We start from the raw sequence: 24,027 nt of genomic DNA, 5'->3' as shown, positions 1-24,027 counted from the left end.
TCACCTTACGGGGATGCGCCGATCTGGACCGTAGTTGCGGGCGGCCCCGCGCATCGCGCGGGGCCGCCCGTTTCCGTACGCCCGACCGTCTGCCTCAACTACCGTTCGCCCATGCCCCACACGCCGAACGAGATCACCGCGGACCTCATCCGCCGCCTCCTCCTCGACCAGCATCCCGACCTCGCCCACCTCCCCCTCCGCCTCGGGGCGCGTGGCTGGGACAACCAGATGTGGCGGCTCGGGGACGACCTCGCCGTCCGGGTTCCCTGGGCGACGGAGTCGGCAGCGGACATTCTGCGCAAGGAGCACACCTGGCTGCCGACCCTCCCGGCCGGTCTGTCCCTCGCAATCCCGGTTCCGCAGCGCCTCGGCGAGCCCTCCGAGCGCTTCCCCCACCCCTGGCTGGTCACCACCTGGGTCCCCGGCACCCCCGCCGACCTGGCCCCCGTCACCCGCGCCGCCTCCTCCGCCCGCAGCCTGGCCGCCTTCCTGACCGCCCTCCACCGGCCCGCCCCCGCCTCGGCCCCCACCGGGCGCGACGACCGCGGGGGTCCACTGGCCCTGCACGCCGAGCAGTTCACAGGGGGCCTCGCCACCGCCACCGATCTGGGCCTGATCCCCGACCCGGACGCCGTCCGCACCCTCTGGGAGGACGCCGTCACCGCCCCGCCCTGGACCGGGCCGGCCCTCTGGATCCACGGCGACCTCCACCCCGCCAACGTCCTCACCGCCGACGGCGCCCTCTGCGGCGTGATCGACTTCGGCGAACTCTGCGCGGGCGATCCGGCCTGCGACCTCGCCGCCGCCTGGAACCTGCTCCCGGACGGCGCCGCCGAGCTCTTCCACCAGGCCTACGAACCGGCCGCCGACCCCGCCACCGTGCGCCGCGCCCGCGGCTGGGCCCTCATCCGGGCCCTCGGCGGCATCTTCGTCGGCGAGGCCGGCCGCCACAACCGCCCCGGCGGCAAGGCCACCTGGGGCCCGCCCGCTCAGGCCGCCCTGCGCCGCCTCGTCGGCACCACCCGTGAGACGTCCGCAGCGCCACCGCTCAACTGGCCTGCCCCGTCGGCATGATGGTGACCTGTTGCAGGTTCACCCGGGCCGGCAGCGTCGCGATCACACCGACCATCTCCGCGACGTCCTCCGGCGTGAGCCACTCCACGGTCTCCTTCGACCCCTCCAGCCACTCCAGCGCACCCTGATCCGTCACGTGGCTCTGCAACTCGGTGCCGACGATCCCCGGCTCGACCGCCGACACCCGCACCTTCTTCGCGCCCAGCTCCGCCCGCAGGTGGCGCGACAGGTGGCTGACGTACGCCTTGGTCCCCGAGTACACCGCGAAGTTCGGGAAGATGTTCTGCGCCGCAATGGACGACGTGTTGATCAGGTCCGCCACCCCGCGCTCCGCCGCAGCCTTCACCAGCTGCGGGGTGAAGGCGCCGATCGCGTTCATCAGCCCGGTGATGTTCAGGTCGATCTGCTGCCTCCACTGCCCGGTCGCCAGCTCCTCGATCGGAGCGGGCAGCATCACACCGGCGTTGTTCAGCAGCAGGTCGGCCCCGCCGAACTCGGCCTCCACCCGCTCGGCGGCCGCCTGCACAGCCGCCGCCTCGGTGACATCGACGGCGATCGCCGACGCGGCGCCGCCGTTCTCCTCGATCCGCCCGACCAGCTCCGCCAGCCGCTCGGCCCGCCGCGCCAGGACGACGACGCGGGCACCCAGCGACGCCAGCTTCTCGGCGGACGCCTCGCCGATGCCGCTGGAGGCCCCGGTGACGACGGCGACACGGCCGGTCAGCGGCCGGGACAGAGTGTTCGTAAGCATGGCACTTTCCTTCCAGGGGGCTTTCGGCCGATCCCCGTCGGCCGCAGGTCCAGTACAACCCCCGGACCATCCCCCTGGACCGCCATAACTGGCCCTGCCCAGGCAGGTACCACCAGGGCCACCCAAGAGCGCCCACACCCCCACCCACCACACCGACAATGGACCCATGGACCGCACCAAGGAGATCGCCGGCTTCCTGCGCTCCCGCCGCGCACGCGTCACCCCCGAGGAGGCCGGGCTGCCCGCCGACGGGCGCGTCCGCCGCGTTCCCGGCCTGCGCAGGGACGAGGTGGCCCGCCTGGCCGGTGTCAGCACCGAGTACTACACGCGCCTGGAGCAGGGCCGCGCCCTCAACCCCTCCGCCGAGGTCGTCGACGCGATCACCCGCGCGCTACGCCTGGACGACACCGAGCGCGAACACCTCACCGACCTCCTGCACTCCGGCACCCAGCGCCCTCGCCGCGCCGCCCCCGCCACCAAGGCCCAGCGGGTCCGGCCCGGCCTGTACCTGATGCTCGAAACCCTCGACCACGTACCGGCGTTCATCCTGGGCCGCCGCACCGACGTACTGGCCTCCAACCGGCTCGCCCGGGAGGTCCTCACGGACTTCGACGCCCTGCCCGCCACCCACCGCAACCTGGCCCGCTACTACCTCCTCGACCCCCGGGCCCGCGAGCGGGTGGGCGACTGGGCACGGATCGCCGCCGAAACCGTGGCCATGCTCCGACTCGAAGCGGGCCGCTACCCGGACGACCGCCGGCTCGCCGACCTCGTCGGCGAACTCACCCTGAAGTCACCGGAGTTCACCGGATGGTGGAACGACCACCGGGTACTGCGCCGCACCCACGGCGCCAAGCACTACCACCACCCGCTCGTCGGGGACCTGCACTTCTCCTACGAGTCCTTCCAGGTCCCCGGCGACGCGGAGCAGACCCTGTGCGTCTACAACGTCGAACCGGGCTCCGAAACCGCCCAGTCCCTCCTGGTGCTGGCCAGCTGGACCGCGCCCGGGATCCCCACCCGCTGACCCGACCGGCTCAGCCGCGCAGCGGGCACCCGGTGCCCACGCGCGCGTCCAGGTCCGCCCGCAGCGAGGCCAGCTCGGCCATCCGCTCGTCGATGATCCGGATCTTGTCCCGCAGCAGCGCGGACAGCGCCTCCGCGCCATCGGGAGCGTCGCGCAGCTGCGCGCCGTGCTGGGCGATCTCGGCCAGCGTGAAGCCGAGCGTCTGCGCGGTGCGGACGTAGTGCAGCCAGGTCACCGTCTCCGGCGGGAAGTCGCGGTAGCCGTTGGCCTGCCGACGCCCTTCGAGCAGGCCGATCCTCTCGTAGAACCGAACGGTGTCCCTGCTGACGCCCGCCTGCGCGGCCAGCTCCCCGATCCTCATGATCCTCCGCCGAACGATCCGCCGCCCCGCTCCCCGCCGAGCCGTGGCTTGACCTTGGACAGTACTCCACTGTCTACCGTGAGGCCGTCGTCCACCGGAAACCGGCAGGAGCCTCCCTCATGACCCGCCAACCCGACCCGCTCACCCCGCCCCGCACGGCCGCCTACATCCGTCTCGTACGTTCCAGCGCCTGGTACGACCTCGTCGTCACGGCGGGATTCGCGACCCCGTGGACGTACGCGCTGCTGCACGGCGCGCTGTCCTCCCTCAGTGCCCGGTTCGGGCTGGGCACCCTCCCCGCCCTGAACCCGTTCCAGACCCTTTACGCGAACCTGATGGGCTCGGTCGTGATCGTCTGGGCGCTCCTTCGGATCATCCAACCTCTGCCGCTGCACGGCCTGTTGGACGGAATCGCGCGTACGCTGTTCGCCTCGTGGCAGGCGTACGCGCTGGCCCACGGCGCCACCCGGGTGCTGTGGTTCTTCTTCGTCCTGGAGGCGACGTTCGGCGTCGTGCAGCTCCTGCCCTGGTGGCGGGACCGCGCCGCCCTGCTCGCCTCCGTCCGCCGCAACGATCCCGAGCCCACCACCCCGTGAGAGGTGTGCGATGACGCAGAACGTGCCGGACTTCTCCGCCCTGCTGAGGGGCGCCCGGCGAACGGCCTTCCACCTGGAGATGCGTGACGTCTACGGCGTCGCCGACGAGGAAGCCGCCTTCGAGGAGTTCAGCCGCTCCGGCGCGGTCGACCTCGATCCCGACTCCGCCTTCTGGGCCGGCTGGCTGCCCCTCGTGCGGGAGACCGTCGCCCGGGGCGTCGTCCTGCGCCGGGCCCGGATCGTCTCCGAGCCCGTGACGGACTACATCCGCTGGGAGCACGCCCTCACCCCCGCCAACATCGCGGCCGGGGAGCAGGTCCGCTGGCTCCCCCGGCGCCTGGCCTCCGACCTGGCCCTGCCCGGCAACGATCTCTGGCTGATCGACGACCGCCTGGTCCTCTTCCACTGGTTCACCGGCGACGGCGCCTGGGCCGGCCACGAGTTCACCGAGGATCCCGCCGTGGTGAGGGCGGCCTCCACCGCCTTCGAGGCCGTCTGGGAGCGCGGGACCCCGCACGACCGCTACTCCGTCTGAACCGCGCCCCCCCGGACCCCCTCCCAGCCGACTCCCAGCAGCCGGTCAGCGGACGGTCAGCCTTCTCACCCCCTTCTCATCCGCCGCGCCTAGCCTCCGCGCATGAACGTCTCCCTGCTCGACGGCTGGTTCCCCTGGACGGTCCAGGCCGCCGCCCTCGCCCTGTTCGTGACGACGGCGGCTCGGCGGGACCGGAACTGGCAGCGCAAGTGGGGACCGATCGCGCTCGGGACGGCGCTGGCGGTCACCGCGGTCGTCGCCCTCGGCGTGCTCACCCTGGGCGGGATCACCGACCCGATCCCGTTCGGGGTGTGGCTGTGGAGCGGCGTGGCGATCGCGGCGCTCTCCGTGCTGGGCTTCGGCTGGCGCGGCGCGAAGTGGTGGCGGCGGGCGCTGGTGGCACCGACCGTACTGCTGGCGCTGTTCTGCGCCGCGAACAGCGTGAACATCGCCACCGGCTACTACCCGACGATCGACGACGCGATCGGCGAGCTCAGCGGGCAGCCGCTGCCGGACCAGATCACCCTGGCCGAACTCGGCTCGATCCACGGCAAGACCAGGACCGGCCGCATCGTGCAGGTCGACATCCCGGACACCGCCAGCGGCTTCGCCCACCGCCAGGAACTGGTCTACCTGCCGCCCGCCTGGTTCCGCAGCCAGAGCCGGCCCAAGCTGCCGGTGCTGGAGATGATCGGCGGCGAGTTCGCGGCGCCCGACAACTGGATCCGCTCCGGCAACGCGGTCAGGACCGCCGACGAGTTCGCCGCCAAGCACAACGGCTTCGCCCCGATCCTGGTCTTCGTCGACGCGACCGGCGGCTTCCGGGTGGACACCGAGTGCGTGGACGGGCCGCACGGCAACTCCGAGAGCCACCTGCTCAAGGACGTCCCTCCGTACATCCAGAAGACCTTCAACGCCGCCACCGACCCGCACAAGTGGGGCGTGGCCGGCTGGTCGATGGGCGGCACCTGTGCCGTCGACCTCGTCGTCGAACACCCCAACCGCTTCACCCACTTCGGCGACTTCTCCGGCGACAAGGGCCCGTACATCGGCGACAAGGACCACACCATCCAGGAGCTGTACGGCGGCGACGCCGCGGCCTGGGCCGCCCACGACCCGCTGACCGTGCTCGCCCACCACCCCAAGTACCAGGGCGTTTCCGGCTACTTCGGCCAGGGCGACGAGGAACACGGCCAGATCGAGGCCGCCAAGGCCCTGGAGGCGGCCGCCAAGCGGGACGGCATCCGCACCACCTCCACCGTCGGCTCCGGCAAGCACACCTGGCAGACCGGCGCCGCCACCTTCACCCAGGCCCTCCCCTGGCTCGCCGCCCAACTCGGCGTCCCGGGCACCCACCCCCAGCCGTAACGGCCGGCACACCGCTCCGGTCGTAACGGCCCGGTACGGATTCCGTCCGGATTCGGTACCAGCCGCACCGGAACCGCCACCCCGAGCGGACACGCCGACCCGGACCGTGGGTGGGATCACACGGGCATTGCGGCCGGAGGGGAAGCCTTGGTGTCGGCCGCCGGGTCGGCCGGGCGGGCCTCGTGACGGACGGGCACGATCCAGCGCCGGAGCGCGTGCCCGGCAAGGGATGCGCCGGGCCCGGCGGTGTCCGGGAGCGGGCGGATCCGCCTGCTGCGGCCGCGCCCTGCCCATCGCTTCCGCCGCGTCCGCACACATGTTCCCCACCGGTCCGCTGCAACTGCCGCACTCGCCCGGCGCCCGGCAGGAATCCCGCTTTGCTCCCGGCGCCCCCGTGGCATAAGTTTCCTCCGCCGTCGACGCAGTAACCGGTCTGACCAACGCTCAGACCTGCGGTGAGCTGCGGAGCCAGGGGGCCTGACGGCAGCACGAAACGGGGGAGGAACAGCCATGTCGAGTGCCCGCAGCCACGGGTCGGCCGGGCGGCGAGGACGGGCGGCCGAAGCGCCGCCGGCCCCGGTCCCAGCCCCGAACCACGACACCGGACACGCGAGGAATCGTCAGTTGCGCAGCAGCACCCGACTGGTCACCGCCACCGCCGCCGCCCTGCTCTGCGTGGGCGCCCTGAGTGCCTGCGGCCCGGACAACAGCGGCCAGGACGGCGGCAAGACCGCCGCCCCCGCACCGACCGGCACCACGGCGACCGGCACCACGGCACCGAGCGCGGGAAGCACGGGGAGCACGTCCAAGCCCGACGGCAAGGGCATCCCGGCCAAGGCCTGGATGGACACCAAGAACATCCCGATGGACGAGACCTACCACTACGCCCCGCTGGCCGCCAACGCCAAGCCGGTCACCGGAGCGGTCGGCTTCAAGGGCATGGAGCTGTGCCACTCCCCGCTCCCCAAGGGAGAGGAGTACCTGTTCACCGAGGGCACCGCCAAGGCCAAGGCCTCGGTGGGCTTCGGCGGCGACCGCTGGACGGCCCAGCAGACCCTCTTCTTCTGGGGCGACCCGACCCACAGCAGCGGAAACGGCCAGAGCGTGGGCGTCATCAAGGACCGCCTCGCCACGGCCGTCAAGGACTGCGCCAAGACCGCGCCGGGCGCCACCGTGAAGGTCAACAGCGCGGACGACGCGCCGTATTTCGCCGCCACCCTGACGGTCCCGCAGGCCGACGGCTCCACCGCCACCCTGCACGAGTACGTGGTCAACGCGGGCGGAACGGTCAGCGAGCTGTCCGTCTGGGCCACCACCAAGGGCGGCGCCCAGCCCAAGGACGCCTGGAAGGCGCCCGACGACAAGTACGTCGGCACCGGCATGACCTCCGCGCTCTGCGAGGCCCTTCCCGGCTGCTACTAGATCCGCACGACGGGCTGCTGATCCCAGCAGGCCCGCACCACCCACACAGACGGCCGCCCGGTCCGTCCGGCACAGGGGACCGGACGGGCCGGGCGGCATCACTCTGCCGCCGGGTCAGAGCCCCAGGCGGCTGAGCGCCGTGGTCCAGTCGCCGGCGATCGCGCTGCGGGCGGCCGCCAGGGTCACCTTGCGGGCGCACACCGCGTTCTTGAGTCTGGTCTCGACCGAGTCCTTGCTCTGCGCGGGCTCGTTGCCGTAGCGCGGCTCGGGCCACAGGTTGCGCGGGTCGCGCGGCGCGCCGCCGAGTTCGAGCGGGACGAAGTGGTCCTCCTCGTAGTCCGACGGGTTGGTGTCCGCGTACCCGTACCGGGCTATCTGCTGGACCTTCAGCGCGTTGGTGTAGCTCGTCGGCGGGCGCACGGTGGCGGTCCAGCCGGAGACGCAGATGGTCTGGCCGATGGTGGCCTGGGTGACGTCCGGGTTGTACGCGCCGGGGGTGCAGGACGGGTCGGGCAGCGGCAGGTACGCCTGCGAGCAACTCGCCGTGAGAGTGCCGGACTTGGCCTTCCCCTGCGGGGCGGGGGCGGCGGCCTGTGCGGTGCCGGTGGCGAGCCCGGCGGCGGCGAGGGCGGCCGCCGCGGCGACGACGGTGAGACGCTGACGGAACATCATGGGGCGCTCTCCAGGGCCGGCCCGGCCGATCGCCGGGCGACTGTGCCCATGACAGCACCGGTATGCCGACCGCCGTCAGCCCCGGGACGTGAACGAGTGGTGACCGCCCCTCCACATCCGCCCGCGCCTCAGTCGACCAACAGCCGTGCCAGCAGCGCCGCCGGCCCCTCCGGCAGGCTGCCGTGGACGAGTTCGGTGCGGTGCACCAGCCGGGGCGCGGCGACCGGCGCGTGGTCGACTCCGGGCGCCCCGGCCACCACCGGCTCGGGCAGCAGGGTGAGCCCGTGCCCGGTGGCGACCAGCGCGAGCAGCCCGTGCAGATCGGTGCCGCGGTACCGGGTGGCGGGCCGGAAGCCGTCGGTGCCGGCGGCGGCGCGCAGCCGGTCTGCGGTCGGGGTGAGGTCGGGGGCGTCCAGCCAGCGCGCGGCCGACAGGTCGGAGAGGGCGAGCCCGGCGCGGCCGGCCAGCGGGTGCCCGGCGGGCAGGGCGACGGCGACGGGCCGCTCGTCCACCGCGACGGTGGTCAGCGGGCCGACCTCGGGCAGCGGCAGCGGATCGCTGGGCGCGGCCAGCCCGTCGATCAGCGCGAGGTCGACCTCGCCGGTGGCGACCCGGGCCGCCAGCACGTCCTGGGCGAGCACCCGGACGACCGGCTCCACCTGCGGGTACGCCCGGCGCACCTCGCCGAGCGCGCGCCCCAGTGCCGCTCCGACCGCCAGCGGGGTGGCACCGAGCACCAGTCGGGCACTCGGGGAACCGGCCAGGCGCGCGACGTCGGCGCGCGCCGCCTCCAGCCGGACGAGCAGCGGGACGGCGTGCTCCAGCAACCGCCGCCCGGCCACGGTGGGGCCGACCGGTCGGCGCACCAGCAGGGCGGTGCCGAGGTCCGCCTCCAGCGCGGCGATCTGCTGGGACACCGCGGACTGGGTGTAGCCGAGTTCCCGGGCCGCCTCGGAGAAGGAGGCCAGCCGGGTGACGGTGGCGAAGGTGCGCAGCTGCTGCGGATCCACGGTGGTCATCAACCGATCTGATCGACGGGTAAGAAATCATCGTTGGCGCTGATATCGGGTGCCGCGTCAGGATAGCCGCATGACCTACCTGACCCCACGGATCGCCCTGGTCGGCGACCGCTCCCCCGCCGTCCGCTCGCACGCCCGCATCCCCGGCCTGCTCGACGCCCTCGCCGAGCGCGACCAGCTCGTCCTGGACGCCTACTGGATCCCCACCGAGGACGCCGGGGCGCCGGGCGCGCTCGACGGCTTCGACGCGATCTGGCTGCTCCCCGGCAGCCCGTACCGCAGCGAGGCGGGCGCCCTGGCCGCGATCCGGACCGCCCGCGAGGGCGGCATCCCCTTCCTCGGCACCTGCGCCGGGTTCCAGCACGCGGTGCTGGAGTACGCCCGCAACGTCTGCGACCTCGGCGGGGCCGTCCACGGCGAGCAGGACCCCGACCGCGAGGAGCAGGTGATCGTGCCGCTCGCCTGCTCCCTGGTCGGCCACGAGGGCGCCGTCGTGATCACCCCCGGCACTCTCGCCGAACGCGCCCTCGGCGCCACCGGCAGCCTGGAGCGCTACCACTGCAACTACGGCCTCAACGCCGACTACCTGGACCGGCTGCGCGCCCACGGGCTGCGCTTCAGCGGGGCGGACGAGTCCGGGCAGGTCCGGGTCCTGGAACTGCCCGGCCACCCGTTCTTCCTCGCCTCGCTGTTCCAGCCCGAGCTGTCCGGCGACGGCACCCGGGCCCACCCGATGATCCGCGCCCTGGCCGAGGCCGCCGTCGCCCACGCGGCGCTCGGCGAGGCGACGCCCGTCTGACCGGGCGCCGACCCCGTCACATCGGCAGTGACCGCAGCCGCACCGGCCCCTCCGGCCACCCGGCGTCCGCCGCCAGCGGACGCCACATGGTGCTCAGCGGCATCACCGCGAGCCGCCCCTCCGGCTGTTCGACCGTCACCTCCTCGGCCACCTCGCGGAAGCCGAGCCCCCGGTAGAACACCGCCAGCGGCGGACGGCAGAACAGCAGCGCGTACCGGAAGCCGAGCGCGCGCCCGTGGTCCACGGCGGCCCCGACCACGGCGTGCGCCAGGCCCTCGCCCCGCCGCTCGGCCGCGACGCACACCCCGCCGACGCCCACCGCCTCCAGGTCGGTGCCGCCGACGGTGAGCGGGACGGGGAGCAGCCCGGTGTGGGCGATCAGCCGGCCGCCGGCGGCCCGGATGCCGAAGTGGATCTCCTTGGGCCGGAAGGTCAACCCGGTGTAGGCGACGCCGTACGGGTCCTCGCCCGGGCCGAGGATCTCCTCCTGACCGGCGCGGGTGTACTCCTCCAGCCGCTCGACGGCCAGCGGTTCTGCAGAGAAACGATCACTTATCACTCCATGCTCCATTCCCCTCGGAGCGGCCCCCAAGTCCCGTCCCGACCACCGGATGCCGGTGATGCCGGCCACTTGAACACGAGCCCCATCCCGGCACGCCCCGGGTGTGACAGCATGCCCCTCATGCGCCAGCCCATGGTGTGCAACCGCGTCTCGCTGATCACCCTGCACGCGGGCGCCGGACAGGTCGCCCGGGCCGACGACCCGGCCGCCGTCCGGGAGACCCTCGGCCTGATCCGCGGCCTGGGCCTTCAGGCGCTCACCGAACTGCGCGGCCTGCTCGGGGTGCTGACCCCGGCCTCCGACCAGGCGCCCTCGCTGCGCGGCCTGCCCACTCTGGTCGAGGAGTCCCGGCGGGCGGGGCTGGCCGTGGGCCTGACCGTCACCGGCCCGGACGACGGGCTGCCCGCACCCGGGCCCAAGGTGCAGTACGCGGCCTACCGGATCGTCCAGGAGGCACTGACCAACGCCCACAAGCACGCCCCGGCCGCCGAGGTCGCCGTCACGGTCGCGGTCGAACCGGACGGGCTGCGCCTGGCGGTGGTCAATTCCCCCGCCGAGCCTGCCCAGCCCGCCCAGCCCACCGATCTCGCTGGGCCGGTGGCTTCGGAAGGTGCCGGCCCCGGCCTGCCCTCGGGCGGCCACGGCCTGCACGGAATGCGCACCCGCGCCGACGACCTCGGCGGCACCCTGCACGCCGGCCCGACCCCCGAGGGCGGTTTCGCCGTCCGGGCCCGACTGCCGCTCAGGGTGGTCTGAGACCGGTACGGCGGCGGCCGCCACGCGGCGGCCCGGTGCGGCGGTGGCCGCTACGCGGCGGCCCGCTTCACCAGCTCCGCCCACACCTCGTCGACCCGCGCCGTCAGCGCCTCCAGCGGCCCGCCGTTGTCGATCACCAGGTCGGCGATCGCCAGCCGGTCCGCCCGCGAGGCCTGCGCGGCCATCCGGGCCCGGGCCTCCTCCTCGGCCATCCCGCGCAGCCGCACCAGCCGCTCCACCCGCACCTCGTCGTCGGCGTCGACGACCACGACCAGGTCGAACAGCGGGGCCAGCCCGTTCTCGGTGAGCAGCGGCACGTCGTGCACCACGACCGCGTCCGGTGCGGCCGCCGCCTCCAGTTCGGCGGAGCGGGCCCGCACCAGCGGGTGGACGATCGCGTTCAGCGCCCGCAGCTTCTCCGGGTCGGCGAACACGATCGCCCCGAGGGCCGGGCGGTCCAGCGTGCCGTCCTCCCGCAGCACCTGCGGGCCGAACTCGGCGAGCACGGCCGCCAGGCCGTCCGTCCCCGGCGCGACCACCTCGCGGGCGATCAGGTCGGAGTCCACGATCACCGCGCCGTGCGCGGCGAACAGCCGGGACACCTCGCTCTTGCCCGCGCCGATGCCACCCGTCAGTCCGATCTTCAGCATGGCGTCAGGCTACCGGCGCGGCGCCGGGACCGTCAGTCCAGGTCGAGGCTCTCACTCTCGCCGAGCACGACCAGCTCCGCGCCGCCGGTGCCCGGCCCGTCCGGCCCGAGCAGCCGGGTGGCGACCATGTGCCCGATCGGGCTGAGCGTGGCCTCGTGCACCGGGACGGCCTGGCGCGGGCCCGACTCGCGGACATAGTCGACCACTTCGGAGGCCTTGCTCCACGGCCCCGCGAGCGGCAGCAGCAGGGTGTCCACCGCGTGCGGCGGCACGGTGAAGGCGTCGCCGGGGTGGAACAACCGGCCGTCGAAGAGGAAGCCGATGTTCTTCACCCGCGGGACGTCCGGGTGGATCACCGCGTGCCACTCGCCGTGCACCGAGACGCCGACCCCGCCGATCTCGAAGGCGTCGCCCTCGCCGACCTCGGTGACCCGCTGCCCGAGGCCCTCCAGCTGGGCGGCGACGGCGCCGTTGGTCCACACCCGCAGGGCCGGGTCGGCCTCCATCGCGGCGCGCAGCCGGGACTCCTCGAAGTGGTCCATGTGCTCGTGGGTGATGAGGACGGCGTCCGCCCCGGCGAGTGCGGCGGGGTCGGTGAAGGCGCCGGGGTCGACGATCAGGGTGGTGTCGTCGTGCTGGACGCGTACGCAGGCGTGTCCGAACTTGGTGATTCGCATGCCCAAAACCATACAGCATGGCTGTACAGTCTTGCTGCATATCTTCCGGATAGACTTCTCCCATGACCAGCGACACCCCGCACCCGGACACCCTGGACCTCGCCGCCGACCTGCGCGCCGCCCTCGGCAACCTGGTCCGGACTCTGCGCGACAGCGACGACCTGCCGCCGAACCAGGCCGCCGTGCTCGGCCTGCTGATCCGCGACGAACGCTCCTGCACCGTCGCCGAACTCGCCGACCGCCGACGCGTGCGCCACCAGTCGATGGCCCGCACCGTCGCACTCATGGCCGAGGCCGGTCTGGTCGCCCAGCAGCCCCACCCCACCGACGGCCGCAAGCAGCTGATCGCCCCCACCAACGCCGGCCGCGCCGCCCTGCTCGACCAGCGCGCCCGCCGCGAGCACCACATCGCCACCGCCATCGAGACCCGCCTCAGCACCGAGGAACGGGCCCAGCTGCGCGCGAGCGTCGAACTGCTGCAGCGCCTCAGCTGAAGACCCGCCGGAGTCGGCCGCTACCGCGCCTGCCCCGACGCAACCAGCTCCGGAGCAGGCGCCTGCGCCTGCACCGGGATCGCCGACTGCTCGATCTCCGGCAGGTCGACGTGCTCACTCAGCCCGAACCTGCGGTGCAGCCGCCGCAGCGGGGCGGGCGCCCACCAGTTGAACTCGCCGAACAGGCTCATCGCCGCGGGCACCAGCAGGCAGCGCACCAGGGTGGCGTCCACCGCGACGGCCACGGCCAGTGCGATGCCCATCTGCTTGACCATGAGCATGTCCCCGAGCGCGAAGCCCGCGAAGACGATCACCATCAGCATCGCCGCCGAGGTGATGATCCGACCGCTGCGCTGGACGCCCAGCTCCACCGCCCGGACACAGCCGTGCCCGCGCTGGGTCAGCTCCTTGATCCGGGAGAGCAGGAACACCTCGTAGTCCATCGACAGCCCGAAGGCGAAGGCGAAGACCAGCACCGGGATGAAGGTCTCCAACCCGCCGGTCGGGCTGAACCCGAGCAGTCCGCTGAGCCAGCCGTCCTGGAACACCAGGGTCAGCGCTCCGAGCGAGGCGCCCAGCGACAACAGGTTCATCAGCAGCGCCTTGACCGGCATCACCACCGAGCCGGTCATCAGGAACAGCAGCACCAGCGTCCCGGCCGCGACCAGGCCGAGCGCCCACGGCCCGCGCGACAGCAACTCGTCCTTGAAGTCCACCACCGAGGCCGCGCCGCCGGTGACGTACGTCCGCAGCCCGCCCCGGTCGGCCCGCAGCTCGTCCACCACCCGCTTGGCCGTGTCGCCCTGCGGGTCCCCGTGCACGAGCACGTCCACCGTCGACACCTCGTCGCCGACCGGCGTCACCGCCCGCACCCCGCTCACCCCGGGCAGCTTGGCGACCACGTCGTCCGCGTACGCCTGCGCCACCGGCCCCCCGCCCTCGACCACCACGGTGATCGGCGCGGCCGCGACCTGCGGGAAGCGGTGGTCGACGGTCTCGGCGACCTGCCGCCCGGCCGAGGAGGTGGGCAGCACGGCGGCGCCGGAGCTGCGCATCTCGGCGTGCAGGAAGGGGGCCCCGGCCGCCATCAGCAGCGCCACCGAGGCGAGGGTCACCGCCACCGCCCGCTTGCGGACCCGCCGTACGGTCCGGCTGAAGAAGCCCTCGTCCGGGACGGGTGCGGTCGGCGTCCTGATCCGCGAGCCCGCGAAGCCGAGCAGCGCGGGGATCAGGGTCAGTGCCGCGGCGACCGCGATCACCACCACGCTCACCCCGGCCGCGGCGACGGCGCCCAGCACCGGACTGGTGAAGACGAACAGGCCGGACAGCGCGACGGCCACGGTCAGTCCGGAGAAGGCGACGGTGCGCCCGGCGGTCGCGGCGGTCCGCTCGACGGCGGCGGCGATGCCCGCGCCGTGGCCGCGTTCCTCGCGGAAACGGTTCACCATCAGCAGCGCGTAGTCGATCGACAGCCCGAGCCCCAGCACGGTGGCGATCGGCAGCACACTGGTGTCGATGTCCATGATCCGGCTGAACCCGAACATGGCCAGAAGTGCCCCGCCCACCGAAGCCACGGCGCCGATCACCGGCAGTGAGGCGGCGGCCAGGCCGCCGAAGACCAGCACCATCACGACCAGGGTGAGCGGCAGGGTCACCATCTCGCCGAAGCGGGTGTCCTGCTCGGTCTGCTTCTTGACCTCCTGCTGGAGCACCAGGTCCCCGCCGACGGTCACGTGCGCACCGCCCGCGCCGTCCAGCGCGGCGAGCCGGTGGGTGACCGTGTCGGTCTGGGCCGAGGTCGCGGCGGCGGCCATCCGTACGGTGACCAGGCTCGCCGTCCCGTCGGCGGCCCGCAGCGCGGCCGGACCGGGGCCCGGGCCGTACGCGTCCTGGACGCCGGAGACCCCGGGCAGGGCGGCGATCCCGGCGGTGGCCTTCTGGACGGCCGCGCGCACGGCAGGATCGTCCACCGGCTTGCCGTCCACCACGGCGGTCACCGTGCCCTTGACCGGATCGGCCGCGGCGACCACCGCGCTGCCCCGGTCGGCCTCGGCGGTGGCGGAGGAGGCTCCGGCCACCGAACCCTCGAAGACCCGACCGCCGATCAGCACCCCGGCGACCAGGACGACGGACCAGAAGCCGAGCACCCAGCGGCGGTGGCGGAAGCAGAACCGGCCTATCGCGGCGAGCCGGCCGCCGACCACAGCGGTGGTGGCGGCGGTGGTGGGGTTGCGCATGGAGGAGCCTTTCGGGCAGTTCCACTCAATGTAGGTGCAACCCGAACTCCGGCCTATAGCAGGGCGATGAGCCTCATCTCACATTTCCCTACACATAAACCACACATAAGTCAAACCAGAAAACGAAGGGCGCGAGCCGACCCCGGGAAAAACGCGGAACGGGCCCCACCCGGACGAATCCGGATGGGGCCCGTTCCCTAGCTGTCAGCTAGCGGGGGGCGAGAGCCTCAGCTCTGGCCGCCGGCCAGCTTCTCGCGCAGGGCGGCCAGGGCCTCGTCGGAGGCCAGGGCGCCCGAGCCCTCGTCGCTGCTGGACGAGTAGGAGCCACCGGCGGCAGCGGCGACGGCGTCGCCACCCTCGGCAGCGGCCTCGGCGTCGGCCTCGCGGCTCTTGATGACCTGGGCCTGGTGCTGCTCGAAGCGGGACTGCGCCTCGGCGTACTGGCGCTCCCACTCCTCACGCTGCTTCTCGAAGCCGGGCAGCCAGTCGTTCGCCTCGGGGTCGAAGCCCTCCGGGTAGATGTAGTTGCCCTGGTCGTCGTACGAGGCGGCCATGCCGTACAGGGTCGGGTCGAACTCGACCTCGGCCGGGTTGGCACCCAGGGCCTCGTTGGCCTGCTTCAGCGACAGGCTGATGCGACGACGCTCGAGGTCGATGTCGATGACCTTGACGAAGATCTCGTCGCCGACCTGGACGACCTGCTCCGGGATCTCGACGTGGCGCTCGGCCAGCTCGGAGATGTGGACCAGACCCTCGATGCCCTCGTCCACGCGGACGAACGCACCGAACGGAACCAGCTTGGTGACCTTACCCGGAACGACCTGGCCGATCTGGTGGGTACGGGCGAACTGCTGCCACGGGTCCTCCTGGGTCGCCTTCAGCGACAGGGAGACGCGCTCGCGGTCCATGTCAACGTCGAGAACCTCGACGGTGACCTCCTGGCCGACCTCGACGACCTCGGACGGGTGGTCGATGTGCTTCCAGGACAGCTCGGAGACGTGCACCAGGCCGTCGACGCCACCCAGGTCCACGAAGGCACCGAAGTTGACGATCGAGGAGACGACGCCGGAGCGCACCTGGCCCTTCTGCAGGGTGGTGAGGAAGGTCTGGCGGACCTCGCTCTGGGTCTGCTCCAGCCAGGCACGGCGGGACAGGACCACGTTGTTGCGGTTCTTGTCCAGCTCGATGATCTTGGCCTCGAGCTCCTTGCCCACGTAGGGCTGGAGGTCGCGGACGCGACGCATCTCGACGAGCGAGGCCGGGAGGAAGCCGCGGAGGCCGATGTCGAGGATGAGACCACCCTTGACGACCTCGATGACGGTACCGGTGACGATGCCGTCCTCTTCCTTGATCTTCTCGATCGTGCCCCAGGCACGCTCGTACTGAGCGCGCTTCTTGGACAGGATGAGACGACCCTCCTTGTCCTCCTTCTGGAGAACCAGGGCCTCGATGTTGTCACCGACGGCGACGACCTCGTGCGGGTCAACGTCGTGCTTGATCGAGAGCTCGCGGGACGGGATGACGCCCTCGGTCTTGTAACCGATGTCGAGGAGGACCTCGTCACGGTCGACCTTCACGATGACGCCCTCGACGATGTCGCCATCGTTGAAGTACTTGATGGTCTCGTCGATCGCGGCGAGGAACGCGTCCGCGTCGCCGATGTCGTTGACCGCGACCTGCGGGGTGGTGCTGAGGGAGGAGTCGGTGGGGCTCGTCATTAGGAAAAGGGCTCCGGTACGGACATGAAAGTCGTAGGTAATGCCACGCGGAGGGCCCGTATCGCTCCCACCGAAAGCCGGACAGCCAAGAACACGGCGCACCGGTGATCCCGTGAACAACGAGAACCGGCGTCCGTCTTGCGACCGTGGGGTCTTCGACAGATGCGAGCGCGACCTGCTCCGTCCGAGGCGCGCAGGCCCGCAGCGCAACTTGTAGCATACGGGGACGGCCAGGCACGGTCAACGCCAAGAGAGGCAAGACGGTGGAGCCCGGTACGGATCAGGCCATATCCTCCGATTGCGCACCTCGCGGTGGCGCTCGCAGGGGCCCTTCCCCGGATGCCACCACCAGGAGCCGGACCCTGACGGGCCGGTTCGCGGCAGCGGCGCTTCCGCACTTCATACCCTACGCGATGGGCATTGTCACCGTGGCCACCACCCCCCAGTCCCCTCTTCACGATCTTGACTCATCCGTCGACGAGGACGACACCGGCGACGACGCGGTGCGGCGCTCGGCGGGCGTCGGGGAGAGCAGCCGGGCCAGTCGGCACTGGTGGGACCGCAACGCCGACGAGTACCAGGACGAGCACGGCGAGTTCCTCGGCGACGACCGCTTCACCTGGTGCCCCGAGGGACTGGACGAGGCCGACGCCCGCCTGCTCGGCGACGTCTCCGGCCGCGACGTCCTGGAGATCGGCGCCGGCGCCGCCCAGTGCTCCCGCTGGCTCGCAGCCCGCGGCGCCCGCCCCGTCGCCCTCGACATCTCCTACCGCCAGCTCCAGCACTCCCGCCGGATCGACCTCGGCCGCGGCACCGCGCCCGTCCCCGTCGTCCAGGCCGACGCCGCCGTCCTGCCCTTCGCCGACGCCTCCTTCGACCTCGCCTGCTCCGCCTACGGAGCCGTCCCGTTCAGCGCCGACACCGAGCGTCTGATGCGCGAGGTGCACCGGGTGCTGCGGCCCGGGGGGCGCTGGGTGTTCTCGGTCACCCACCCGATCCGATGGGCCTTCCCCGACGAGCCCGGCGTCGAGGGGCTCACCGCGACGTCCTCCTACTTCGACCGCACCCCGTACGTCGAGCAGGACGAGAACGGCAACGCCACCTACGTCGAACACCACCGCACCCTCGGCGACCGGGTCCGCGAACTCGTCGCCGCCGGCTTCCGGCTGATCGACCTGGTCGAGCCCGAGTGGCCGGCCGACCTGGAACAGGAGTGGGGCGGCTGGTCCCCGCTGCGCGGGCGGCTGATCCCCGGCACGGCGATCTTCGTCACCGAGCGGGGCTGAGCCCCTCCATGAACCCCGCCTGGCGCGAACTTCCCGTCCGCACCGCCCTGCCCGCCCTGCACGAGGCACTGGAGCAGGACGGCACCGCCGTCCTCGCGGCCCCGCCCGGGACCGGCAAGACGACGCTGGTGCCGCTCGCCCTCGCGGGGCTGCTCTCCGACGGCCGGCCCGTGCGGCGGGTGCTGGTCGCCGAACCGCGCCGCCTCGCCGTACGGGCCGCCGCCCGGCGGATGGCCTGGCTGCTCGGCGAGGCCGTCGGAAGCCGGGTCGGCTACACGGTGCGCGGGGAGCGTCGCGCCGGGCCCGAGACCGTCGTCGAGGTGGTCACCACCGGCGTGCTGCTGCAGCGGCTGCAGCGCGACCAGGAGTTGCCGGGCGTCGATGTCGTCGTCCTCGACGAGTGCCACGAACGGCACCTGGACGCGGACACCGCGCTCGCCTTCCTGCTGGACGTACGGGCGGCGCTGCGGCCCGAACTGCGGCTGGTCTGCGCCTCGGCCACCTCCGACACCGAGGCCTGGGCCGAACTCCTCGGCGGCGCACCGGTGGTGGAGGCGCACGGGGTGTCCCACCCGGTGGACGTGGTCTGGGCACCGCCGCCGCGCGCCGTCCGGCCCGCGCACGGGACCCGGGTCGACCCGGCGCTGCTCGACCACGTCGCGGCCGTCGTGCGGCGGGCGTTGGGTGAGCGCGACGGGGACGTGCTCTGCTTCCTCCCCGGCGTCGGCGAGATCGCCCGCGTCGCGGGGCAGCTGGGCGGCGTTTCGGCCGAAGTGCTGCAACTCCACGGCCGCGCCCCGCAAGCCGTCCAGGACGCCGCGCTCTCTGCCGGGCAGGGACGCCGCGTCGTCCTGACCACCGCCGTCGCCGAGTCCTCGCTCACCGTGCCCGGGGTTCGGATCGTGGTCGACGCCGGGCTCGCCCGCGAACCCCGCACCGACCACGCCCGGGGGCTGGCCGGGCTGGTCACCGTACGGGCTTCGCTCGCCGCCGCCCGCCAGCGCGCGGGGCGTGCCGGGCGCGAGGCCCCGGGGACCGTCTACCGCTGCTGGCACGAGGCCGAGGACGCCCGCGCCGCACGGTTCCCCACCCCCGAGATCGCCCTCGCCGACCTCACCTCGTTCGCCCTCCAGGCCGCCTGCTGGGGCGACCCGGACGCCACCGGCCTCGCCCTGCCCGACGCCCCGCCCGCCGGGGCGATGGCCGCCGCCCGGCAGACCCTCATCGCCCTGGGCGCCGTCTCCTCCGACGGCCGTGCCACCCCACGGGGTACCCGCCTCGCCCGCACCGGGCTGCACCCCCGACTCGCCCGCGCCCTGATCGACGGCGCCCCCGCCGTCGGCGCCAGGCGCGCGGCCGAGGTGGTCGCCCTGCTCTCCGAGGAGCCGCCGCGTGCGCTGGGCGACGACCTCGGCGCGGTGTGGCGGACGGTCCGTTCCGCCGGCGATCCGTACGCCGCCCGCTGGCGCGACGAAGTCCGCCGCCTCCAGCGCTCCGCCTCCGACGAACCGACCACCCCACTCCCCGACGCGACCGCCGTCGGACTCGTCGTCGCCCTCGCCTTCCCCGAACGCATCGCCCGCGCCCGGGTGGAGCGCCCCGCCCCCGGCGAGCGCAGCCCGTACCTGATGGCCTCCGGGACGGCTGCCGAACCCGCCCGCGACACCCGGCTCGGCGCCCTCCCCTGGCTCGCCGTCGCGGTCGCCGACCGCCCGGCCGGCTCGCACTCCGCCCGCATCCTGCACGCTGCGGCACTGGACGAGGACACCGCCCATCAGGCCGGAGCCGCTCTGCTCACCGCCCGCGAGGAAGTCCACTGGGACACCCGACGAGGTGAGGTCGTCTCCCGCCGGGTCGAGTCCCTCGGCGCCATCGAACTCACCGAGAAGCCCCTCAGCCGCCCCGACCCCGCACTCGTCCGCGCCGCCCTCCTCGAAGGCCTGGCCCGCGAGGGCATCAGCACCGTGCTGACCTGGCCCTCCCCGGGCCTGCGCGAACGCCTCGCCTTCCTCCGCACCGCTCTCGGCGACCCCTGGCCCGACGTCTCCGACGGGGCGCTGCTCGAACGCGCCGACGAGTGGCTCGAGCCCGAACTCTCCCGCGCCCGCCGCCGCGCCGACCTCGCGAGGATCGATACCACGGCCGCGTTGCAGCGTCTGCTCCCCTGGGCCACCGGCGAAGCGGGCCGCCTGGACGAACTCGCGCCGGAGCGGATCACCGTGCCGTCCGGCTCGAGGATACGAGTCGACTACAGCACCGAACGCCCGTTCCTGGCAGTCAAGCTGCAAGAGCTCTTCGGCTGGACCGTCACCCCCGCCCTGGCCGGCGGCCGCGTCCCGCTGACCATCCACCTGCTCTCCCCGGCCGGCCGGCCCGCCGCCGTCACGGGAGACCTGGCGTCCTTCTGGCAGAACGGCTACCCGGCCGTCCGTGCCGACCTCAGGGGCCGCTACCCCCGCCACCCCTGGCCCGAAGACCCGACGACGGCGGAGCCGACCCGCCGTACCAACGCCCGGAAGTGACGCCGTCAGGAGATCGAGAAGCCCATCTGGTTCACCACCGGCGTCATCGGCACGTACATGACCTGCGCGTAGCAGGTCGTCGAGTGCGCCGTCGACCCGGCCGGGCAGCTGACCTCCGACCTTCCGGCCACGATCACGCCGCGAGCCTCCATGTCGCCGCTGGCGCCGGACGGGTTCGCCAGCGCCGGGCCACCGCTGTCGCCCTTCGCGCCGACCGCCCGTCGGTCACCGCCCTTCGACTCCGCGATGTCCACCGGCCGGATCCTCGTCCCCTCGTCGTTCGTCGTCTCCACGTCGACCTTCTTGACCTCCACATCGCACTTCCACCCCGACTGGGCACCGCTGAGGCAGACCAGGTCCCCCACGTTGTTGCGTCCGGCCCCGTACGTGTGTCGTGACGAGCCGCTCCGGTCCGACCAGGCGCCGTCGTAGAACCGGTCGGCGCCATTGCCGTTGATCGCGATCATGCCGACGTCCAAGCCGTCGCCGATCGCGTACAGGTCGCCGATGTAGCCGCCGGTGCCGTTGTAGTACCGGCCGCCGCCGCAGTGCGCGGCGGTCAGCAGCACCTTCGTCCTGTCCTTCCACCCGCTGAACGCGGTCGAGCAGAACGCGGCCTTGCCGGTGTTGACCTCGGCGCCCGCGTAGTACGGCGCGCTGTCGGAGTGCCGACTGCCGGACAGCGCTGCCGGGATGCCCTCGACGGTGGCCGTCACCGGCATCCCGGCGATCTCGGCGGCCCTCCGGGAGTACGCCTGCTCGGTCGTGGCGCCACCGGTCAGCCGCGTCGCCTTCGAAGGCACGTACGTGATCGAGATGGCGGCGCCGTCCTCCTGCGGGCCGATCGACGTCCAGGCCCCGGGCGCCACCGCGGCGGTGAACCGCTCGATCGCGGCACGCATCTCCGCACGGGAGTACGGGCTGCGGTGAACGTCGACGGTGAAGCCGGGGCTGGCGTTCGCGCCGAGCAGCGCCTGCACCTTGGTCGGGGCCTCGCCCTTCCAGTAGAGGTCGGCGTGCTGGTTCCAGGCGTCGATCACGGTCCCGGCGTAGCCGTCCGCCGCCTGATCGCCGGACTCCACCCAGTCCTGCACCGGGTCCGTCATGCGGTGGAGCGTCTGCTGCGCCTGCGGGTCACGGAGCACCGGCAGGCGGACGGAGCGGATCGGTTCGTCCGGCGCGGCATCGGCGGCAACGAGAGCGGAGGCGGTCACGGCGGACAGGGCCAGGGACAGCAGGAGACGGGAGCGGCGCATGAGCGGTCCTTCGACGGAGCTGGCGGGCCGGCATCCAGCGTAGGGACTGGGCGGCATCTCGCCTGGCCAGAAGGCGCATGTCGGGCTGTGGCAGGCGCACTTGGGAAGCAGCGCGCCCCCGGCAGGTGGGTCAGTCGCGTCGGTTCGGCCGGATCGCCGAGAAGAGGACGAACGACAGGATCACGGTGGTGAGGATGACCAGGAACTCGCGGAACCCCTCGGAGCTGGTGGGCAGCCACCCCTGGACCAACCCGACCAGCAAGACGATGTCGAGCACCACCGCAATTGCGTACCCCGGCCGCTTCACTGTCGATCTCCCTCCCCGTTCCCGTCCGCCCGCACCGTACCCCGCTCACGGCGCATCCCGGGGCGCTGCCAATGTATTTGACACTACGTGGGCCGCCGGCAGCCAGTGCTGCGCTGCAGGAGTTCGTGGAGGGGTCAGGCCGGCAGGTCGTCGGGGTGGAGGCCGAATTCCGGGCGTCCCTCATGGTTGCCACCGGGTGGCCCGCGTTGGCCCCGGGCGATTCGCCAACGGTGAGCCGTCAGGAGCCCGCACTGCCGGAGTGGTTCAGGTCCGCACGGGCCCGCAGGAACTTGAGATACCTGGGGTCGTCCTCTTCGAAGATTTCGGGTCCGCCACCCATGTGGGCCCTGATCAGCTCATCCGCAGCTCGGTCGTGGTCGCCCAGCTCGAAGGCGGTCTGGCCCAATCGAAGGTGGATGTACGGATTGCCGAGTCCGTCAGGACACTGAACGGCGTTGTGGAAGCACTTGTAGGCCTTGTCGTGAACACCGCGTCGGAAGTGCACGTCTCCGATCGCTACGTAGATCCAGGTCGAGGCCGCCCACCCACGGGGATCGCCCGGCAGCAGCCGGAGGGCTTCGATGTAGCGCAGCCTGGCCTCGTCGAACTCTCCCATTCCGGCCAGGGCATCACCCTCCTGACACAGGTCGGTGATCTCGGCATGGACCTCATCGGGCAGTTGCATGGCCGTCCCTGTCATGGCAACGACGGCGCAGCGGTCGGCGAGGGCTCCGCAGTGGGGCTCACCGCCGCGCTCGCCGTACCCGCCCCCACCGGCGCGGCCGCACCACCCCCGCCACCGGACAGCGCCCACACCGAGCCGCCCACCAACAGCAGCGCCGCCAGCCCGGCCGGGACCGCCAGCCGCGGCCGCAGCAACCCCCGCCGCTCCTCCGCGCCCTGTTCCGTCATCGCCGCTCCCCCGGATCCGCGCCGCGCCCACTGCGCGGCGGCCGGGCAGATCGTAGCGGCGGGCGCGGACACTCCTCCGTCCGGGCCCGGACGAGGCCTGCCGCGCAGGAAGTCGGACGGGCCGACTCCCTGCGCCGGGCGAACACGGGGAGGATGTGGCGCCGCCTTGCCGTCGGCCAAGCTGGGCACATGAGATTCGACGACCACAGGGTGGTCATCACCGCTGCCGGCCGCGACTTCGGGCGCACACTGGCCATCCGCCTGGCGGACCTCGGCGCCGAGGTCTTCCTCTCCGCCCGCACCCTCGCCGCTGCCGAGCGGGTCCGGGACGAGATACGCGACCGGGGAAAGCAGCGCGTCCACGCCTTCGCCTGCGACCTGACGGACCCCGCCTCGATCCGCGACTTCGCTGCCCGAGTGGGCGGGCAGACCGACCACATCGACGTGCTGATCAACAACGGCTCCCGCTACCTCGCAGGCCCGGACCTCCTGTCGGCCTCCGACGCCGACGTCGTCGACACGATCGCCTCCGGCGCCACCGGCACCGTCCTGACCGTGAAGAACTTCCTCCCCCTCCTGCTCAACTCGGTCAAACCGGACGTGGTGACCATGGTCTCCGCCTGCGGAACCCCGGGCCATCACCGCTCGGACGCCCATGACTCCTTCTACGCGGCCAAGAACGCCCAGGCCGGTTTCGTCGACATCCTCTCCAAGCGCCTGCGGCCCCGGGGAGTCCGGGTGATCTCCCTCTACCCGCCCGACTTCGACAACCCCGACCCCCTCGCCGAGGAGTGGGAGACCACCCCGCGCCACGCCCGGGCCCCCCTCGCCGCCCAATCCCTCGTCGAGTGCGTCCTCTTCGCGGTGTCCCAGCCCCGCGACTGCTTCATCAAGGCCTTCCACTTCGAGCAGGTCTGAACGGTCGTCCAGCACCAGGGGCAGCAGGCCCAACTAAACGAACGGGCCGAACCGAGCGAACACGTCGGCGGGCCCGGGCACTTCGTGCGCCCGGGCCCGCCGCCGGCG

The 24,027-nt window shown here is 72.9% G+C and carries 25 protein-coding genes; 12 read left to right on the top strand and 13 right to left on the bottom strand.

Features of this window, described 5'->3' with window-relative positions:
- Window positions 1-111: 111 nt before the first annotated feature.
- On the top strand, window positions 112-1,074 hold the full coding sequence (locus BOQ63_RS32140) for an aminoglycoside phosphotransferase family protein (RefSeq protein ID WP_150476195.1): 963 nt from the start codon (window positions 112-114) through the stop codon (window positions 1,072-1,074).
- On the opposite strand, the gene BOQ63_RS32135 is transcribed toward BOQ63_RS32140, so the two are convergent.
- On the bottom strand, window positions 1,049-1,825 hold the full coding sequence (locus tag BOQ63_RS32135) for an SDR family oxidoreductase (RefSeq protein WP_072655378.1): 777 nt from the start codon (window positions 1,823-1,825) through the stop codon (window positions 1,049-1,051). The genes BOQ63_RS32140 and BOQ63_RS32135 overlap by 26 nt on opposite strands.
- Before the next feature lie 166 nt (window positions 1,826-1,991).
- Here BOQ63_RS32135 and BOQ63_RS32130 point away from each other — a divergent pair, with 166 nt between their 5' ends.
- Window positions 1,992-2,852: a helix-turn-helix transcriptional regulator gene (locus BOQ63_RS32130; RefSeq protein WP_072655377.1), complete on the top strand. Its 861-nt coding sequence runs from the start codon at window positions 1,992-1,994 to the stop codon at window positions 2,850-2,852.
- Window positions 2,853-2,862: 10 nt separating this feature from the next.
- Here the strand turns inward: BOQ63_RS32130 and BOQ63_RS32125 are convergent, their stop codons facing one another.
- Entirely contained in the window at window positions 2,863-3,213 is a 351-nt protein-coding gene (locus BOQ63_RS32125) for a MerR family transcriptional regulator (RefSeq protein ID WP_030281806.1), read from the bottom strand.
- Window positions 3,214-3,332: 119 nt separating this feature from the next.
- Between BOQ63_RS32125 and BOQ63_RS32120 the strand changes: the two genes are divergently transcribed.
- From BOQ63_RS32120 to BOQ63_RS32105, 4 genes are all read left to right on the top strand, one after another.
- On the top strand, window positions 3,333-3,809 hold the full coding sequence (locus BOQ63_RS32120; RefSeq protein WP_046387154.1) for a hypothetical protein: 477 nt from the start codon (window positions 3,333-3,335) through the stop codon (window positions 3,807-3,809).
- 10 nt (window positions 3,810-3,819) lie between these two features.
- Entirely contained in the window at window positions 3,820-4,344 is a 525-nt protein-coding gene (locus tag BOQ63_RS32115) for a DUF6879 family protein (protein ID WP_072655375.1), read from the top strand.
- A gap of 102 nt (window positions 4,345-4,446) precedes the next feature.
- The gene (locus tag BOQ63_RS32110; protein WP_030281813.1) at window positions 4,447-5,712 is read left to right on the top strand and encodes an alpha/beta hydrolase; all 1,266 of its coding nucleotides are present in this window, start codon (window positions 4,447-4,449) and stop codon (window positions 5,710-5,712) included.
- Window positions 5,713-6,336: 624 nt separating this feature from the next.
- The gene (locus BOQ63_RS32105) at window positions 6,337-7,134 is read left to right on the top strand and encodes a hypothetical protein (RefSeq protein WP_030281815.1); all 798 of its coding nucleotides are present in this window, start codon (window positions 6,337-6,339) and stop codon (window positions 7,132-7,134) included.
- Window positions 7,135-7,248: 114 nt separating this feature from the next.
- On the opposite strand, the gene BOQ63_RS32100 is transcribed toward BOQ63_RS32105, so the two are convergent.
- Both BOQ63_RS32100 and BOQ63_RS32095 read right to left on the bottom strand, forming a co-directional pair.
- On the bottom strand, window positions 7,249-7,806 hold the full coding sequence (locus BOQ63_RS32100; protein ID WP_030281817.1) for a hypothetical protein: 558 nt from the start codon (window positions 7,804-7,806) through the stop codon (window positions 7,249-7,251).
- A 128-nt stretch (window positions 7,807-7,934) separates the two neighbouring features.
- Window positions 7,935-8,825 carry a LysR family transcriptional regulator gene (locus tag BOQ63_RS32095; RefSeq protein ID WP_318299386.1) on the bottom strand — a complete coding sequence of 297 codons (891 nt, stop codon included), beginning with the start codon at window positions 8,823-8,825 and terminating at the stop codon, window positions 7,935-7,937.
- A 70-nt stretch (window positions 8,826-8,895) separates the two neighbouring features.
- On the opposite strand from BOQ63_RS32095, the gene BOQ63_RS32090 reads away from it, so the two are divergent.
- Window positions 8,896-9,624, top strand: a complete 729-nt coding sequence (locus BOQ63_RS32090) for a CTP synthase C-terminal region-related (seleno)protein (RefSeq protein ID WP_072655374.1) — start codon at window positions 8,896-8,898, stop codon at window positions 9,622-9,624.
- A 16-nt stretch (window positions 9,625-9,640) separates the two neighbouring features.
- Here BOQ63_RS32090 and BOQ63_RS32085 read toward each other — a convergent pair whose 3' ends face one another.
- Window positions 9,641-10,183 (bottom strand): GNAT family N-acetyltransferase, encoded by a 543-nt coding sequence (locus BOQ63_RS32085; RefSeq protein WP_223886093.1) that lies wholly within the window; start codon window positions 10,181-10,183, stop codon window positions 9,641-9,643.
- A 123-nt stretch (window positions 10,184-10,306) separates the two neighbouring features.
- Here BOQ63_RS32085 and BOQ63_RS32080 point away from each other — a divergent pair, with 123 nt between their 5' ends.
- Window positions 10,307-10,942, top strand: a complete 636-nt coding sequence (locus tag BOQ63_RS32080) for a sensor histidine kinase (RefSeq protein ID WP_141763777.1) — start codon at window positions 10,307-10,309, stop codon at window positions 10,940-10,942.
- A 50-nt stretch (window positions 10,943-10,992) separates the two neighbouring features.
- Here BOQ63_RS32080 and coaE read toward each other — a convergent pair whose 3' ends face one another.
- Both coaE and BOQ63_RS32070 read right to left on the bottom strand, forming a co-directional pair.
- Window positions 10,993-11,592: a dephospho-CoA kinase gene (gene coaE / locus BOQ63_RS32075; RefSeq protein WP_030281827.1), complete on the bottom strand. Its 600-nt coding sequence runs from the start codon at window positions 11,590-11,592 to the stop codon at window positions 10,993-10,995.
- Between the two features lie 32 nt (window positions 11,593-11,624).
- Entirely contained in the window at window positions 11,625-12,269 is a 645-nt protein-coding gene (locus BOQ63_RS32070) for an MBL fold metallo-hydrolase (RefSeq protein WP_072655371.1), read from the bottom strand.
- 62 nt (window positions 12,270-12,331) lie between these two features.
- On the opposite strand from BOQ63_RS32070, the gene BOQ63_RS32065 reads away from it, so the two are divergent.
- Entirely contained in the window at window positions 12,332-12,763 is a 432-nt protein-coding gene (locus BOQ63_RS32065) for a MarR family winged helix-turn-helix transcriptional regulator (protein WP_030281833.1), read from the top strand.
- 20 nt (window positions 12,764-12,783) lie between these two features.
- Here the strand turns inward: BOQ63_RS32065 and BOQ63_RS32060 are convergent, their stop codons facing one another.
- Entirely contained in the window at window positions 12,784-15,000 is a 2,217-nt protein-coding gene (locus tag BOQ63_RS32060; protein WP_072655370.1) for an MMPL family transporter, read from the bottom strand.
- Window positions 15,001-15,227: 227 nt separating this feature from the next.
- Window positions 15,228-16,718, bottom strand: a complete 1,491-nt coding sequence (rpsA, locus tag BOQ63_RS32055; protein ID WP_030281838.1) for a 30S ribosomal protein S1 — start codon at window positions 16,716-16,718, stop codon at window positions 15,228-15,230.
- Window positions 16,719-17,131: 413 nt separating this feature from the next.
- On the opposite strand from rpsA, the gene BOQ63_RS32050 reads away from it, so the two are divergent.
- Window positions 17,132-18,004 carry a class I SAM-dependent methyltransferase gene (locus BOQ63_RS32050; RefSeq protein ID WP_050366833.1) on the top strand — a complete coding sequence of 291 codons (873 nt, stop codon included), beginning with the start codon at window positions 17,132-17,134 and terminating at the stop codon, window positions 18,002-18,004.
- Window positions 18,005-18,012: 8 nt separating this feature from the next.
- Window positions 18,013-20,526 (top strand): ATP-dependent helicase HrpB, encoded by a 2,514-nt coding sequence (hrpB, locus tag BOQ63_RS32045; protein WP_150476194.1) that lies wholly within the window; start codon window positions 18,013-18,015, stop codon window positions 20,524-20,526.
- Between the two features lie 5 nt (window positions 20,527-20,531).
- Here the strand turns inward: hrpB and BOQ63_RS32040 are convergent, their stop codons facing one another.
- From BOQ63_RS32040 to BOQ63_RS32025, 4 genes are all read right to left on the bottom strand, one after another.
- Entirely contained in the window at window positions 20,532-21,782 is a 1,251-nt protein-coding gene (locus BOQ63_RS32040) for a chymotrypsin family serine protease (protein ID WP_030281846.1), read from the bottom strand.
- A 130-nt stretch (window positions 21,783-21,912) separates the two neighbouring features.
- Window positions 21,913-22,059 (bottom strand): hypothetical protein, encoded by a 147-nt coding sequence (locus BOQ63_RS32035; protein ID WP_157846573.1) that lies wholly within the window; start codon window positions 22,057-22,059, stop codon window positions 21,913-21,915.
- Window positions 22,060-22,327: 268 nt separating this feature from the next.
- Window positions 22,328-22,774, bottom strand: a complete 447-nt coding sequence (locus BOQ63_RS32030) for a tetratricopeptide repeat protein (protein ID WP_030281849.1) — start codon at window positions 22,772-22,774, stop codon at window positions 22,328-22,330.
- An 11-nt stretch (window positions 22,775-22,785) separates the two neighbouring features.
- Window positions 22,786-23,001 carry a hypothetical protein gene (locus tag BOQ63_RS32025; protein ID WP_030281851.1) on the bottom strand — a complete coding sequence of 72 codons (216 nt, stop codon included), beginning with the start codon at window positions 22,999-23,001 and terminating at the stop codon, window positions 22,786-22,788.
- Between the two features lie 189 nt (window positions 23,002-23,190).
- Between BOQ63_RS32025 and BOQ63_RS32020 the strand changes: the two genes are divergently transcribed.
- On the top strand, window positions 23,191-23,919 hold the full coding sequence (locus BOQ63_RS32020) for an SDR family oxidoreductase (protein WP_030281853.1): 729 nt from the start codon (window positions 23,191-23,193) through the stop codon (window positions 23,917-23,919).
- Window positions 23,920-24,027 lie beyond the last annotated feature (108 nt).

The sequence above is a fragment of the Streptomyces viridifaciens genome (genome assembly GCF_001888885.2).
GTDB classification, from domain to species: Bacteria; Actinomycetota; Actinomycetes; order Streptomycetales; family Streptomycetaceae; genus Kitasatospora; species Kitasatospora aureofaciens.
Note: the sequence above shows the minus strand (reverse complement) of the source record. Positions and strands in the feature narration are given on the sequence as shown.